Source organism: Streptomyces sp. G7(2002), assembly GCF_028870195.1.
GTDB lineage: Bacteria > Actinomycetota > Actinomycetes > Streptomycetales > Streptomycetaceae > Streptomyces > Streptomyces nigrescens.
Map to the genome: position 1 here is coordinate 8472555 of NZ_CP102609.1, position 14036 is coordinate 8486590.

Annotated in this window: 10 protein-coding genes; 9 read left to right on the forward strand and 1 reads right to left on the reverse strand. The window is 70.5% G+C overall.

The genetic code is table 11. The features are described from left to right. Positions 1–71 precede the first annotated feature (71 nt). The 3 genes from NUT86_RS36360 to NUT86_RS36370 all read left to right on the forward strand — a co-directional run bounded on the left by NUT86_RS36360 (position 72) and on the right by NUT86_RS36370 (position 3114). Positions 72–1094, forward strand: coding sequence for a LacI family DNA-binding transcriptional regulator (locus NUT86_RS36360; RefSeq protein WP_274739613.1), 1023 nt, complete (start codon positions 72–74; stop codon positions 1092–1094). Positions 1095–1464: 370 nt separating this feature from the next. Then, a complete protein-coding gene (locus NUT86_RS36365; protein ID WP_274739615.1) occupies positions 1465–1983 on the forward strand; it encodes a lytic polysaccharide monooxygenase auxiliary activity family 9 protein in 519 nt (172 codons plus the stop codon). A gap of 183 nt (positions 1984–2166) precedes the next feature. After that, positions 2167–3114 (forward strand): hypothetical protein, encoded by a 948-nt coding sequence (locus NUT86_RS36370; RefSeq protein WP_018088713.1) that lies wholly within the window; start codon positions 2167–2169, stop codon positions 3112–3114. 208 nt (positions 3115–3322) lie between these two features. On the opposite strand, the gene NUT86_RS36375 is transcribed toward NUT86_RS36370, so the two are convergent. Beyond that, complete coding sequence (locus NUT86_RS36375) at positions 3323–3751, reverse strand: DUF779 domain-containing protein (RefSeq protein ID WP_018088714.1); 429 nt, start codon at positions 3749–3751, stop codon at positions 3323–3325. Positions 3752–4142: 391 nt separating this feature from the next. Here NUT86_RS36375 and NUT86_RS36380 point away from each other — a divergent pair, with 391 nt between their 5' ends. The 6 genes from NUT86_RS36380 (at position 4143) to NUT86_RS36405 (ending at position 14008) form a co-directional block, all read left to right on the forward strand. After that, positions 4143–7064 carry a helix-turn-helix transcriptional regulator gene (locus tag NUT86_RS36380; protein WP_274739617.1) on the forward strand — a complete coding sequence of 974 codons (2922 nt, stop codon included), beginning with the start codon at positions 4143–4145 and terminating at the stop codon, positions 7062–7064. A gap of 124 nt (positions 7065–7188) precedes the next feature. Beyond that, the gene (locus NUT86_RS36385) at positions 7189–7641 is read left to right on the forward strand and encodes an SRPBCC domain-containing protein (RefSeq protein WP_274739619.1); all 453 of its coding nucleotides are present in this window, start codon (positions 7189–7191) and stop codon (positions 7639–7641) included. Between the two features lie 175 nt (positions 7642–7816). Continuing rightward, positions 7817–8347: a DinB family protein gene (locus NUT86_RS36390; protein ID WP_018088717.1), complete on the forward strand. Its 531-nt coding sequence runs from the start codon at positions 7817–7819 to the stop codon at positions 8345–8347. 125 nt (positions 8348–8472) lie between these two features. Beyond that, positions 8473–9030 (forward strand): PadR family transcriptional regulator, encoded by a 558-nt coding sequence (locus NUT86_RS36395; protein WP_018088718.1) that lies wholly within the window; start codon positions 8473–8475, stop codon positions 9028–9030. Between the two features lie 106 nt (positions 9031–9136). Continuing rightward, the gene (locus tag NUT86_RS36400) at positions 9137–10858 is read left to right on the forward strand and encodes an acyl-CoA dehydrogenase family protein (protein ID WP_274739622.1); all 1722 of its coding nucleotides are present in this window, start codon (positions 9137–9139) and stop codon (positions 10856–10858) included. Positions 10859–11302: 444 nt separating this feature from the next. Next, the gene (locus NUT86_RS36405) at positions 11303–14008 is read left to right on the forward strand and encodes a caspase, EACC1-associated type (RefSeq protein WP_274739624.1); all 2706 of its coding nucleotides are present in this window, start codon (positions 11303–11305) and stop codon (positions 14006–14008) included. Positions 14009–14036: the final 28 nt, after the last annotated feature.

Sequence of the window (14036 nt, forward strand, 5' to 3'; positions counted from 1 at the left end):
TTTGCCAGGCCCGCAAGGGGGCGTATGCTCCCTCCGGTTCGGGCGGACCGAGCGAAGGGAGCCGGGAGACGGTGGCCGAAGTCACGCTGAAGGACGTCGCGCTGGCGTCGGGCTGCTCCATTGCCACGGTCTCCCGCGTACTGGCCGGCACCCGTCCGGTCGGCGTCGAGACCGCCCGCACCGTACGTGAGGCGGCCGAGCGGCTGGGCTACCGGCCCAACCAGGTGGCCCGCGCCCTGCGCAGCCGCTCCACCGGGACCGTCGGTCTCGTCCTGCCGCAGATCACCAACCCGTTCTTCCCCTCCCTCGTCCGGGAGCTGGAGCATGCGCTGCACGCCGAGGGGCGGGCCGTGCTGCTCGCCGACTGCGATGACGACCCGGCGACGGAGGCGGCCCGGATCAGCGCGTTCCTGGGGCGGCAGGTCGATGCGCTGCTGCTGATACCCGTCGATGAGCGGCACAGCCGGGAGGCGGTGGCGAGTGCGGCCGCGCAGGTGCCGCTGGTGCTGCTCGACCGCGGCTGCGGCCCCGGCGTCGCGGACTCCGTCGCCGTCGACAACGCGGCCGGTATGGCCCTCGTACTCGATCATCTGGCCGCCACCGGCCGCCGCCGCCCCTGCTTCGTGGGTGCCGCCGGGACCGCGTCGGCGGCGGTCGAGCGGCGCGCGGCGTACGAGGCGGGAGTCGCGGCGCTGGACCCCACGGCCCCCGGGCGCATCGAACTCGGCGACTTCTCGGTGGAGTGGGGACGCGCCGCCGTCGACCGCATCTGGCCGTCCCGGCCGGACGCCCTGATCTGCGCCAACGACCTCATTGCCGCCGGTGCGCTGCAACGTCTGCGGCAGCTCGGTGCGGACGTACCGGGCGAGGTCGCCGTCACCGGCTTTGACGACATCCCGCTCGCCGGTCTCGCCGACCCGGCACTGACCACCGTCCGCCAGCCGGTCGGCGAACTGGCCGCCGAGGCCGCCCGCCTGCTGACCCACCGGCCGTCCGCCGGAGCGCCCGGACCACGGCGCACGGTCCGCCTCGCACCGCAGCTGGTCGTACGGGCCTCCAGCGCGCCCGTCGTCGGCGCCCCCTCGGCTCACTGACTCACCGGGCGCCCGCGCCCGGAGCGGCGCATCGCGGCAGCTGCGAGCGGACGGCTGTTCCCGTTCCTCCGAGATCCTGATGGAGCGTCAATAATGGCGTGAATTAGGGGAGTTGAGGTCCCCAAGGCTCAGGTGCGCGCACGGCTGCCGCACTGCTCACGCCCGTCGCGGGAATGCCATGCCAATGCCTCGCACCTCTTGACCGTACGCGGTCAGCGAGTAAAGTCTAGACCAATCGGTGTGCACCCTCGCGTCATCCACCCCCCTCAACGAGGCTTCCCCCAGGCGGACGTACGGCGCCGCGGCGGCGTCGGGTCCCCCTGTTTTCGCGTGACGGCCTCGCTCTCCCCCCCTCCGCGAAAGGGTTGACATGCACAAGAAGAGAAAACTCGCCCTTGCCCTCGGTGCCGGAATCGCCCCGCTGCTCGTCGTCACCCTGCCGGTCGGCCCGGCGAGCGCACACGGCTATGTGTCCTCGCCGCCCAGCCGGCAGGCGCAGTGTGCCGCGGGCGCCATCGACTGCGGTCCGATCAAGTGGGAGCCGCAGAGCGTCGAGGGCCCCAAGGGGCTGACCAGCTGTAGCGGCGGTAACAGCCGGTTCGCCGAACTCGACGACGACAGCAAGGGCTGGAAGGTCACCCCGGTCGGCAGCTCCCAGACCTTCAACTGGCGCCTGACCGCCCGTCATTCCACCAGCACCTGGCAGTACTTCGTCGGCGGGAAGAAGGTCGCCGAGTTCAACGACGGCGGTGCGCAGCCGCCGGCGACGGTCTCGCACACCGTCAACTTCGGCGGCATCACCGGCAAGCAGAAGATCCTCGCGGTCTGGAACATCGCCGACACCGCGAATGCCTTCTACGCCTGTATCGACGTCACGATCGGCGGCTGAGGGCTGCCCCGTCCCCTCTCGACCCTCCCTCATCCCCCTTCATCCCTTCCGTCCCCGCCGCCCCGTCTCCCCGCGCCGGTCACCTCCGTGAGCGGCGGCAAACAGGGCGACGGGGCCGCCCACGCACCCGTTACGATCGGCCCATTCATGGCCGTTGTTCGTGGCCGCTGCCGGGAGGAAGAGATGGGCCTGTTCCGCCGAGGACCGAAGCGGGATTCCCGCGACCTGGCACGTGACGGGGAGTTCAGCTTCTTCTCCGAGCGCGAGGGCGGTGTCTTCAGATCACAGGTCCGGCAGGCCTTCGCGGAAAAGGGGCTCGAAGTCACTGCGTACGCGGGAGTGGTCACCGACTCCGCGGGCCGGCAGTTCGGCCTCGGCAACCTCGCCGCGGTGTGCCACCGCGACCGGCGCGGTGAGCGCAGCTGGCCCGCGCTGATCAGGGATCACGTCGGCAAGGTGCTCCGTACGATGGACGGCCCGCAGCCGCTGGAGATCCTCAGCGAGGACGAGATCCGGGCCTGTCTGTACCCCCGTGTGGTCGCCCAGGAGACGCTGCCCGCCTCGGATTCCTTCCGCTACGGCCGCGCGCCGGCGCCGGGGCTGCGGGAAGTGCTCGCCCTCGATCTGCCCGAGGCGGTGCAGATGCTCAGTGAGGACTCCCTGACCGATCTCGGGGACGTGGCCGAGCTGCGGATCCGGGCGATGAACAATCTGCGGGCGCTGCCGGTCGAAGGGCACGAAACGGTGCGGCGCGGCGACGGCTCGGCGTTCGAGGTGCTGCTCGGGGACTCGTTCTTCACCGCGAGCCGGGTGCTGGTACTGGACGAGCTGGTGCAGCGGCTCATGGGCACCGAGCTCACACCGGACGGCGCGCTGGTCGCCCTGCCGTTCCGGCACCAGCTGGCGTTCCACCGTATCCACGACGCCCAGGTCATCCCGGCGCTGCAGGCCATGGCGCAGTTCGCGGCGGCCGGCCACGAGGACGCGGCGGGCGCCATCAGCCCCAGGGTGTTCTGGTGGCGCCGGGGCGTGATGACCCCGCTGAGCGAGCCGGACGGTGACGGGCTGCGCGTGGTGGCGGACGCGGACTTCCAGGAGATGCTGGAACGGCTGGTGCAGGGCGAGGCCTGAACGGCGCGGCGGACCGGAATTGTGCCCGCCCGCACAAGATTTCTTGCGAAATTCCGCCCGCGAGGGAACCTGAACCGCCGCCCACCCGTTTTCCATAGTGAGGCCCCACGCTCTCCCCCGTGCGTGGGGCCTCACTCTGTTGTCTCCCGATGTCGTTCCGGCGTCCTTCCGCGTCCTCCCGGCAGCTCAGCCGCCTGCTCGCGCCGCTTCAGCCGCCGAGACCCGCGCGTTCCTCCTCGGTGAACAGCCGCGAGCGGATCAGGAAGCGCACCCCCTCCGGCGCCTCCAGCGAGAATCCACTGCCCCGCCCCGGTACGACGTCCACCGTCAGATGCGTGTGCTGCCAGCGCTGGAACTGGTCCGCCGACATCCAGAAGCCCACCGGCTCCCGTACGCCCTCCACGTCCAGCCGGGCCAGCAGCACATCCGACGATCCCGTACGGAAGTCCCCTGCCGGGTAGCACATGGGGGCGCTGCCGTCGCAGCAGCCGCCGGACTGGTGGAACATCAGCGGGCCGTGCTGCTCCCGCAGCAGACGCAGCAGTTCGGTCGCCGCCGCGGTGAGCGCGATACGCGCCACGCCCTCCGGGGACGCGGTCTCCGGAGCGGCCGTCTCCCACCCGTCGCCGCCGCCCATCAGAAGCGGCCCGGCTTCTTCGCGGAGCGGCTGACCGGCAGGTTCTTGGTCCCCGGTGGGTACATGTGCTCTTCCTCTCCTGGCCATTCCGCTCCTGACCGGCGGAAACGGAGGTGGTTCCGCAGGACGGGCGGGCCGCCCGGGACCCGCCCGGACCGTGCCCACCGAGCCGCCTCCGAGACGGCGATCCAGTTAACTCCCCGCAAGGTTGCGCCATGGTTGCATGCGGCAACGGGACGCGAGGGCAAGCGCCGGTCCGCGCGCCGGTCGCGCGGCGGCGGCCCGCGCGGCGCGGGCCGGGGGCGCACATCTGGGCGGGCGGCCCAGGCAACCGCGGTGGTCATCGGGACGTCTCGAAAGCCAGACGAGAACGATGAGAGTTGAGCAACTGGTGACGTTCGCACATTCCCGCGATGCGTGCGGTGACGACTGGCCGTTGGTGGGGCGCGAACGCGAACTCGCTGCCATGGACGCCGTGGCTGCCGACGTCTTGTCCGGCGGTCCTCGAGTCGTCCAGCTCGAAGGGTCGGCCGGAATCGGCAAATCAGCCTTGCTGAGCACCTGGTGGGACCGGAACGCGCAGTTCCGGGTGCTGCGGGCCCGCTGCCACCCCCTGGAGCGCGAATTCGCCTTCGGCGCCGTCCGGCAGCTGTTCAAGCCGCTGCTGGCGGCGGTCTCCGACACCGACCGGGCACGCCTTCTGGAAGGGTCCGCGGCGGCCACGCTGCGGGCACTGGACGATGCCGCGGTCCCGGATCCGCCGCCGGAGGCCGCCAATGTGACGGCAGCGACGCTGCGGGAACTGGACGCACTGGTCTCCCGGCTGTCCCGCCGGCAGCCCCTGCTGCTGGCGGTGGACGCCCTGCAGTGGATCGATCAGCCGTCGCTGCGCTGGCTGGTCCACTTCGTCGGGCGGGCGGACAGTGACAGCCTCCCGGTGCTGATCGCCGTGACCACCCGCAGTGCCGAGGGCCGGAGGCTCGATCCGCTGTGCGCCGAGCTCGTCCGGCCCGCGAACTGCCACACCCTCGTCGTGGAGCCGCTCGACGTGGACGGTGTGGGACAGCTGGTGCGGACGCTATGGGGCGCGGAGGAGCCCGACGAGGCCTTCTGCGCCGCCTGCCACGCCGCCACCGGCGGGCATCCGCTGTTCGTCCGTGCCCTGCTCCACCAGGCACAGCGCAGCGGGGTGAAGCCGACGACGGAATTCCGGGACCGGATCCCCACCGTCACCCTGTCCACGCTCGGCGGGGAGATCTCGCACCGGCTCTGCCAGGCGTCCGACGAGGTCGTGGCGCTGGCACGGGCGCTGGCCTTCCTGGGCGACCGCAAGCCACCGGAGCTGCTCGCCGCGTACTGCGGAACCGGGCGGGCCGTGGTGCAGTCCGCGGCTGAGGAACTGCGGTCGCTCGGCCTGCTGCGGGCGGACGGCAACCCCCGCTTCACCCACCCCGTCGTCCGCGACACCGTGCTGGCCACACTGTCGCCCGAGGAACTCGGCGTCGGCCACGCGCGGGCGGCCCAGGTGTCCTGTCTGAGCGGACGCCCCGACGAGGAGGTCGCGGCCCATCTGCTGGCGGCCGGCCCCGTCCACGGCTCCTGGGTCCTGCCGGCCCTGCGCCGGGCGGCCACGGAGGCCCTGCGCCGCGGCGCGCCGGAGACCGCGGTGACCTATCTGCGCTCCGCGTTGCACCAGCCGCTGGACGAGTCCGAGCGCGCCCGGGTGCTCCTGGAACTGGGCACCGCGGCCAGCCATTACGATGCCGCGCTGGCCATCTCCTGCGTCACCGGCGCGCTCGAAGGACTGACCGACGAGTCGGCCCGCAGTGACGCCCTGGGCGTGCTGGCCTACTCCCTGCTCCTCTCCCGGGGATCCCGTACGGACCTGTCGAGCGTGGACCGGAAGATCGCGGCATTAAGCGAACGGCCCACGCCGGGCCCCGGGGCCGCCGACCGCGAACTGGCGCTGCGGATGAGTGCCCTGCGCTCCTGGATGGAGTTCGAGCGGCCGTCCGTCACCGGCCCGGCCCCGGCACCGTCCCCCGGCGCCGACGACGACCTGGCCGACCGCACCGCGGGGGAGCGCCAACTGCTCGCCATCCGCGCCTTCCACGCCCTGCGGGCGGCCCTGCCCGCCCCGTACGTCGCCGCTCTGATCGAGCGTGCGTCCGTCAACCTGCCGGCGTTCTCCCACGACCTGTTCCCGCTGCACTACTTCGTCGCCCAGACGCTGCTGTACCTCGACGAACTCGATACGGCCGACCGGCTCAACCGCCATCTGACCCGGGAGATCTCGGGCCGGGGCATGGAACTGCTGGTCTCCTCCCTGACCGTCTACCGAGCCGTACTGGCGCTGCGCCGCGGGAACATCGCCGAGGCCCTCGGCGCGGCTCAGGACGCCGCGGACCATGCCTCCCCGACCGGGAGGCTGCCGTACGCCCTGACCGTGGACACCATCAGGATCGACGCGCTGCTCGCCCAGGGCCGGGTCGAGGCCGCCGAGCGTATTGCGGCCACTCATGCCGTGGCCGGGCAGACGGAAGTGGCATGGGAACGGCCCCGGTTCCTCATGAGCCTGGCCGCACTGCGGATCGCCCAGGGCGAGCTGCGGACGGGGCTGTCCCTGCTCCGCGAGTCCGGTCACCACTGCGAGGCCCTGGGGACGGTCAGTCCCGCGATGTCCCCGTGGCGCTCCCGCGCGGTCGCCGTCCATCTCGCCCTGGGGGACCCCGGGGCGGCCCGTGCGCTGGCCGAACAGGAGCTGGACCTCGCCCGGCGCTGCCGGATCCCACGGGCCCTCGGGGTGGCACTGCGGGCGACGGGAACCGTGACGGACGGCCTCCGCGGACTCGACATGCTGGCCGAGGCCGTGACCGTCCTCAGAACCACCCCCGCACGCCTCGAACTCGCCCGCGCCTGCCATGACTTCGGCGTCGCCCTGCTGCGCCGGGACGACAAGCGCGGCGCCCGCGGGGCCCTGCGCGACGGCCTGGACCTCGCCGTCGGGTGTGGCGCCACGGCGCTCGCCGCTCGGCTGGAGGAGCGGCTGCACCTCGCCGGCGGGCGCGTCGCCCGATCCGGGAGCCAGGGAATCCGCGGGCTGACCGCAGGGGAGGAGCGCGTCTGCACACTGGCGGCTCAGGGCTTCAGCAACAAGCAGATCGCCGAACTGCTCGTCGTCTCGCTGCGGACCGTGGAAACCCACCTCACCGGCGCCTACCGCAAACTCGGGATCACCGGCCGCCCGCAGCTGGCGGCGGCGATGGCCACTACGGACAGGTGCCGCGGGGGGAGCGAACCGGCGGACTCCTGAGCGCGGTCCGGGACGGCGGTCCAGACTGTGGCACACCCCGTCCTCTGCACTGAGAGCCTGCAGGGCAGCGGTGTGGACACAGACCATGCCGACGGCGCGATACACGACAACAAGGAGACAGCACATGCGCGAGATCACCACCACCATCGATATCGCGGCATCTCCCCTTGAGGTGTGGGAGGCCCTGACCGATTTCCGGCACTACCCCGAGTGGAACCCTTTCATCCGTGAGGCCTCCGGCGAGGCCCGGACCGGCCAGACCCTCACCCTGCGGATGTTCCCGGCCCAGGGCCGGCCCATGACGTTCCGGCCGCGTGTGCTGATCGCCGATCCAGGAATCGAATTACGCTGGCTCGGACGTTTCCTTCTGCCGGGTGTCTTCGACGGCGAGCACCGCTTCGTGCTGAGCCAAAAAGACGGTGTCACCCGTGTCACCCAGAGCGAACAATTCTCCGGGCTGCTCATCCCGCTGCTCGGCAAAACCATTGACGCGACGACGGACAACTTCCGGCTGCTCAACGAGGCTCTCAAGGTTCGTGTCGAGGACCGGTCCACGCCCCGGACGACCGCTCCATGACCGATACGACCACGATGAACCACCGATGATCACCGTGGCTGACGAAGAGACCCTCCCCGCGCTTTGATCCTTATCGGCGCCGCAAGAATGCGCCCCGCCCCGTCCGATTTCATCGAGCAGAAAAGACGGGCCGACCCACTGGACACGTCACCCCCTCCTCCTTAAGGTCCTCACCATGGTTTACAAGATCGAACCCGCCGCAGAGCCTCCGGTGACTCTCACCAGCCCCTATGACCTTCTGACCGGCTACCTCGACTTCTACCGGGAAACGGTGCTGCGCAAGTTGGAGGGAATGTCCGACGCGGAGCTGAGGAACAGCCGGATTCCCACCGGATGGTCGCCGCTGGGATTGTTCAAGCACCTGGCCTGTGTGGAATTGCGCTGGATGCAATGGGGGTTCAAGGGGGAACACATCGAAGAACCATGGGCCGAATTCAAGAACCGTTCAGGGCCGTGGCACGTTGAACCAGGGGAAACGTTCGCGGACGTCAAGGAGTTCTTCCAGGAGCAGTGCGCGCGGTCCCGTGCCATCGTCGCCGCGGCCCGACTGGAGGACCAGGCCGCCAGTCTCGGCGGAAAGGTCCCGGCCGACGAGGACCGCCCCACCCTGATCTGGATCCTCTTTCATCTGCTCCAGGAGTACGCCCGGCACGTGGGGCACCTCGACATCGCACGTGAGCTGGCCGATGGAGCCGTCGGGGAGTAAGGACGCGTCCCGAGGCCTCACGACGCCCCCCCCCGCCGTCCCCGCCCTGCTCCGCCCGGGTGAGCCGTGTCTCACCCCGCCGGGGCCTCTTGTCTATGCAACGAGTTGCATAGAAGGATCGGGGTATGGCGCTCGACCACGCGATCCTCGTCTCCCTGCTGGAGAAGCCGGGCTCCGGCTATGAGCTGGCCCGGCGGTTCGAGCGGTCCATCGGATACTTCTGGACCGCCACCCACCAGCAGATCTACCGCGTCCTCAAGCGCATGGAGAGCGACGGCTGGGTCGACGTCCGCGAGGTGCCGCAGCAGGCCCGGCCGGACAAGAAGGAGTACTCCGTCGCCGCTCTCGGCCGGGCCGCGCTCTCCGCGTGGCTGCACGAGCCGATCGAACCCGAGAGCGTCCGGCACGACCTCGCCGTGAAGATCCGCGGTGCGGCCTTCGACGATCCCGCCGCGCTGATTCATGAGGTCGAGCGGCACCATCAGATCCACACCGACCGCCTCGCCCACTATCTGGCGGGGGAGCGGCGTGACTTCACCGGCCCCGAGGCCCCCGCGACGCCCGACGCGGGCCAGGAACTCCAGCACGTCGTGCTGCGCGGCGGCATCGCCTATGAGCGGATGACGCTCGCCTGGCTCGACGACGTACTCGCCACCCTCCACCGACTCCGCCCCGAGCACTGAACGGGCGCCGGGTGAGCAACTCACCTGCCACGCCCCCGCGTTCGGGCGCGCGCTTCCCGTCCACCATCCCGTAAACCGCAACCCTGAGCCGGAAAGGCGACCATCCATGGCCGACCCGCTGCTGTTCAACCCCCGCACCTACGACCCGGCGCACTTCGACCCCGAGACCCGCCGGCTGCTGCGCGCCACCGTCGACTGGTTCGAGGAGCGCGGCAAGCGCAAGCTGATCGAGGACTACCGCTCCCGCGCCTGGCTGTCGGACTTCCTTGAGTTCTCCACCAAGGAAGGGCTGTTCGCGACCTTCCTCACCCCGGCCTCCGCCGCCGAAGGGAACCAGGACAAGCGCTGGGACACCGCCCGGATAGCCGCTCTCAACGAGATCTTCGGCTTCTACGGGCTCGACTACTGGTACGCCTGGCAGGTCACCATTCTCGGCCTCGGCCCGGTCTGGCAGAGCGACAACGCCGCCGTCCGCAGCCGCGCGGCCGAACTCCTCTCCCAGGGCGAGGTGTTCGCCTTCGGACTCTCCGAGAAGGCCCACGGCGCCGACATCTACTCCACCGACATGCTCCTGGAGCCCGACGGTGACGGCGGCTTCCGCGCCAGCGGATCCAAGTACTACATCGGCAACGGCAACGCCGCCGGACTCGTCTCCGTCTTCGGCCGCCGCACCGACATCGAGGGCCCCGACGGCTATGTCTTCTTCGCCGCCGACAGCCGCCACCCGGCCTACCACCTGGTGAAGAACGTCGTCGACTCCTCGAAGTACGTCAGCGAGTTCCGCCTCGAGGACTACCCGGTCACCGCCGGCGACATCCTGCACACCGGCCGCGCCGCCTTCGACGCCGCCCTCAACACCGTCAACGTCGGCAAGTTCAACCTCTGCACCGGTGCGATCGGCATCTGTGAGCACGCGATGTACGAGGCCGTCACCCATGCGCAGAACCGCATCCTCTACGGCCGCCCCGTCACCGCCTTCCCGCACGTCCGCCGTGAGCTGACCGACGCCTACGTCCGCCTCGTCGGAATGAAGCTGTTCAGCGACCGCGCCGTCGACTACTTCCGCTCCGCGGGCCCCGAGGACCGCCGTTACCTCCTCTTCAACCCGATGACGAAGATGAAGGTGACCACCGAGGGCGAGAAGGTCATCGACCTGATGTGGGACGTGATCGCCGCCAAGGGCTTCGAGAAGGACACCTACTTCGCCCAGGCCGCCACGGAGATCCGCGGCCTGCCGAAGCTGGAGGGCACGGTCCACGTCAACCTCGCCCTGATCCTCAAGTTCATGGGCAACCACCTGCTGAACCCGGCCGAGTACGCGCCCGTGCCGACCCGCCTCGACGCGGCCGACGACGCGTTCCTCTTCCAGCAGGGCCCGGCGCGCGGTCTGGGCGCCGTACGCTTCCACGACTGGCGCACCGCCTACGACGCCTTCGCCGAGGTGCCGAACGTCGCCCGCTTCCGCGAACAGGCCGATGCCCTCTGCGAGTTCGTCACCACCGCCGCCCCCGACGAGGAGCAGAGCCGGGACCTCGACCTGCTGCTCGCCATCGGCCAGCTGTTCGCGCTGGTCGTCCACGGCCAGCTGATCCTGGAGCAGGCGCAGCTGACCGGCCTCGACGCGGACGTGCTCGACGAGCTGTTCGCCGTCCTGGTCCGGGACTTCTCCGCGCACGCCGTCGAACTGCACGGCAAGGACTCCGCCACCGCGGAGCAGCAGAGCTGGGCGCTGGGCGCGGTCCGCCGCCCGGTCATCGACGACGCCCGCTCGAAGCGCGTCTGGCAGCGGGTGGAGGCACTGGCCGGGGCGTACGAGATGGCCCCGTAGCCACGTCGCAACCCGGCCGCCCGCACTCCGGGCCGGCGGCAGGCTCAGCCACCTCCGCGCAGATCGGCTGAGCCTGCCGCGCCGCGGTGCCGCCGCGCGAGCGCCGGCCGTCCCTCCGCGCCGGCCGATCACCCCTGACTCCCCGGACATCCCCAGGCACAGATGGCTAGTATCGGTACTCCTGGTTCGCGCAGCGGGTGCAGGCCCGGGGGAGGGGTACGCAAGCGTGCAGGCCGAGATCGTCGTCGACGGGGAGATCAACGGGGAGCGCGACGGCCGGTCCTCGGCGTCCTTGTCCCGACGGCCGGCGCGGGGCACGGTTCCGGCACGGCACACCGCGGTTTCCTGCCCACCGCACGCGGTCCCCCGGATCGTGGCGGCCTCGCACCGGCCGCGGCCGACGGCGGACGGGGCCGGCGGAGAGCGAACGGATCGGCAGTCGCCGTGACGATCCTCCCTGACCCCGCGGCCTCGCAGGCCCTGCTCATCGGTGCCCATGATTACGAGAGCCTGGCGGCCTTACCTGCCGTCGAGCGCAATCTGGCCGGGCTCACCCGGGCGTTCACCGACCCGGAATTGTGGGGATTACCGCCGACGCACTGCGTCGCACTGCCCCAGCCGTCGAGCGCCCAGGACGTACTCGACACCCTCAACAGCGTCGCCCTGCGCGCCACCGACACCTTGGTCGTCTACTACGCCGGGCATGGGCTCATCGACCCGCACAGCGACGAGCTGTACCTGGCGCTGCCCGGCTCGGACCAGGAACGGCTGTACAGCGCGTTGCCCTTCGAGTGGGTGCGCCGGGCGATCCTGGACCCGCGGATCGGCGCCCGGCACAAGGTGGTGATTCTGGACTGCTGTTACAGCGGGCGGGCCCTGACGGGCGGTATGAGCGGCACCACCCAGGTGGTCGACCACGCACTGATCGACGGCACGTCCCTGATGGCGGCCTCCGCGAAGACCCGTAAGGCGCTGTCCCCGCCCGGCGAGGAATTCACCGCGTTCACCGGCGAATTGATCACCGCGCTGACCGAGGGGATCGTCGACGGCCCGTCCCTGCTGGACATGCAGACCCTGTACCGGCACCTCTACGTCACTCTGGCGGCCAAGTCCCGGCCGCTGCCCCAGCAGGGCAACCGCAACACCGGCGGGCTGATCGCCCTGGCCCGGAACCGTGCCCACCCCACCCACCGCCCGCAGCCGCCGTCCCGGCCGGCCCCGAAGCCTCGGCCGGCCCCGAAGCCCCCGGCCCCTTCCCCGGACCGCACCCCCGACACGCGCGGCAAGGAGCAACCGCAGGCCACCGCACCCCGACAGCACGCGACGCCGGAAGCTGCCCGCACCGACGGGCAGCGGCACGGCGGACGTTCGGCCTCCGTCCGGACCAGGACCCTCGCGGTGGTGTCGGCGGCGCTCCTGGTCGCGGGCGTGTCCACCACCCTCGCTCTGCTGAACGGGTCCCACCGGGAATCCGACGGCAAGTCCAAGGGCGGCGTCACCGAAGCCACGTACAACGCAGCTGTCGGCCATGTCCTCAAGCCAGGGGGCAAAAAGGGCGGCACGCTGAAGTTCATCAACGCCGCCGATGCCGACTCCTGGGACCCGCAGCGCGGCTACTACGGCTTCGTATGGAACTTCGCCCGCTACTACGCCCGTCAACTGGTGACCTACGACCCGGAGTCGAAGGGCGTCGAACTCACACCTGATCTGGCCACGACCAAGGCCAGGATCAGCAACCACGGCCGGACCTACACCTACACGCTGAGCAAGGGGGCCACCTGGGAGGACGGGTCGCCCGTCACCTCCAAGGACATCAAGTACGGCATCGAGCGGCTCTGGGCACCGGACGTCATCTCCGGTGGACCGTCCTACCTACAGCAGGCGCTCGACCCGGACGGAACCTACCGGGGCCCGTACAAGGACACGTCCCCCACGGGCTTGAAAGCGATCGAGACGCCCAATCCCCGGACCATCGTCTTCAAGCTGCCCCGGGCCAACGGTGACTTCGAGCAGATGCTGGCCATGGTGGCCGCCTCACCGGTGAAACGGAGCCAGGACACCAAGGCCCAATACGGTCTCAGACCGTTCTCCAGCGGGCCGTACAAGTTCCGGTCCTACAGCCCCGGCAAATCGCTGGAGCTGGTGCGCAACCCCCACTGGCAGCCGTCGTCCGACCCGATCCGTAAGGCCCTCCCGGACAAGATCAGCGTCACCATCACCAACAACCAGGGCTCCGTGGACGCCGCCCTGCTCAAGGGCAGCCACGACCTGGCGCTGTCCCCCTACAAGCTGGGCCCGCTCGGCAGAACCGCGATGCTGTCGGACAGCGACCGCAACAAGAACCTGGACACCCCGCGGTCCGGCTTCGTCCGCTACGCGGGATTTCCGCAGGCCGTCAAACCGATGGGCAACATCCACTGCCGCAGGGCGGTCATCCATGCCGCCGATCGCCGCAGTCTGCAGACCGCGCTGGGCGGCCGCGTTACAGGCGGGGACCTCGCGCCGAATCTGCTTCCGCCGGGCATCAAGGGCGCCGACCCCACGTTCGATCCGTACGGTGTGCTCAAGAACGGCGGCAAGCCGAACGTGGCCAAGGCGAGGGATGAGCTGAAGGCGTGCGGCCGGCCGGACGGCTTCTCGACCAGGATCGCGGTGCGCAACGACCGGCCGCCGGAGGTTTACGCCGCCGAAGCGCTGCAGAGCGCGCTGGCCAAGGTCGGGATCAAGGCGGAGGTCGAGCAGTTCGACGGGGCACGGTCGTCCGACATCGTCGGTGTGCCGGCCGAGGTGAAGCGGCGGGGCTACGGCATCGTCATCGCGGGCTGGGGCGCCGACTTCCCCACCGGACAGGCCTTCTGGCGCCCGCTCGTCGACAGCCGGTTGCAGCCGCCGAGCGGCAGCTACAACCTTGCCGGGGTCGACTCCCCGGCCATCGACAAGCTCCTCGCCGAGGCCATCGCCGAACCCGACCCGGACAAGGCCGGTGAGGCCTACGAGCAGATCAACCACAAGGTCGCGGACAACGCCTACTACCTGCCGTTCGTTTACGAGAAGTACGTCAGCTGGCGCAGCCCGCGGTTGACCGATGTCCACGTTTCCCCCGCCTACGGCGCTTACGACTATGCGCGGCTGGGTGTCAGCGGCACCTGACCCCGCACGCTTCGCGGATAAGCCACGT

Bases quoted from the DNA above. Each gene is read 5' to 3' on its own strand.
- NUT86_RS36365 (WP_274739615.1), top strand. From the start codon at position 1,465: ATGCACAAGAAGAGAAAACTCGCCCTTGCCCTCGGTGCCGGAATCGCC.
- NUT86_RS36370 (WP_018088713.1), top strand. From the start codon at position 2,167: ATGGGCCTGTTCCGCCGAGGACCGAAGCGGGATTCCCGCGACCTGGCA.
- NUT86_RS36375 (WP_018088714.1), bottom strand. From the start codon at position 3,751: ATGGGCGGCGGCGACGGGTGGGAGACGGCCGCTCCGGAGACCGCGTCC.
- NUT86_RS36385 (WP_274739619.1), top strand. From the start codon at position 7,189: ATGCGCGAGATCACCACCACCATCGATATCGCGGCATCTCCCCTTGAG.
- NUT86_RS36390 (WP_018088717.1), top strand. From the start codon at position 7,817: ATGGTTTACAAGATCGAACCCGCCGCAGAGCCTCCGGTGACTCTCACC.
- NUT86_RS36395 (WP_018088718.1), top strand. From the start codon at position 8,473: ATGGCGCTCGACCACGCGATCCTCGTCTCCCTGCTGGAGAAGCCGGGC.
- NUT86_RS36400 (WP_274739622.1), top strand. From the start codon at position 9,137: ATGGCCGACCCGCTGCTGTTCAACCCCCGCACCTACGACCCGGCGCAC.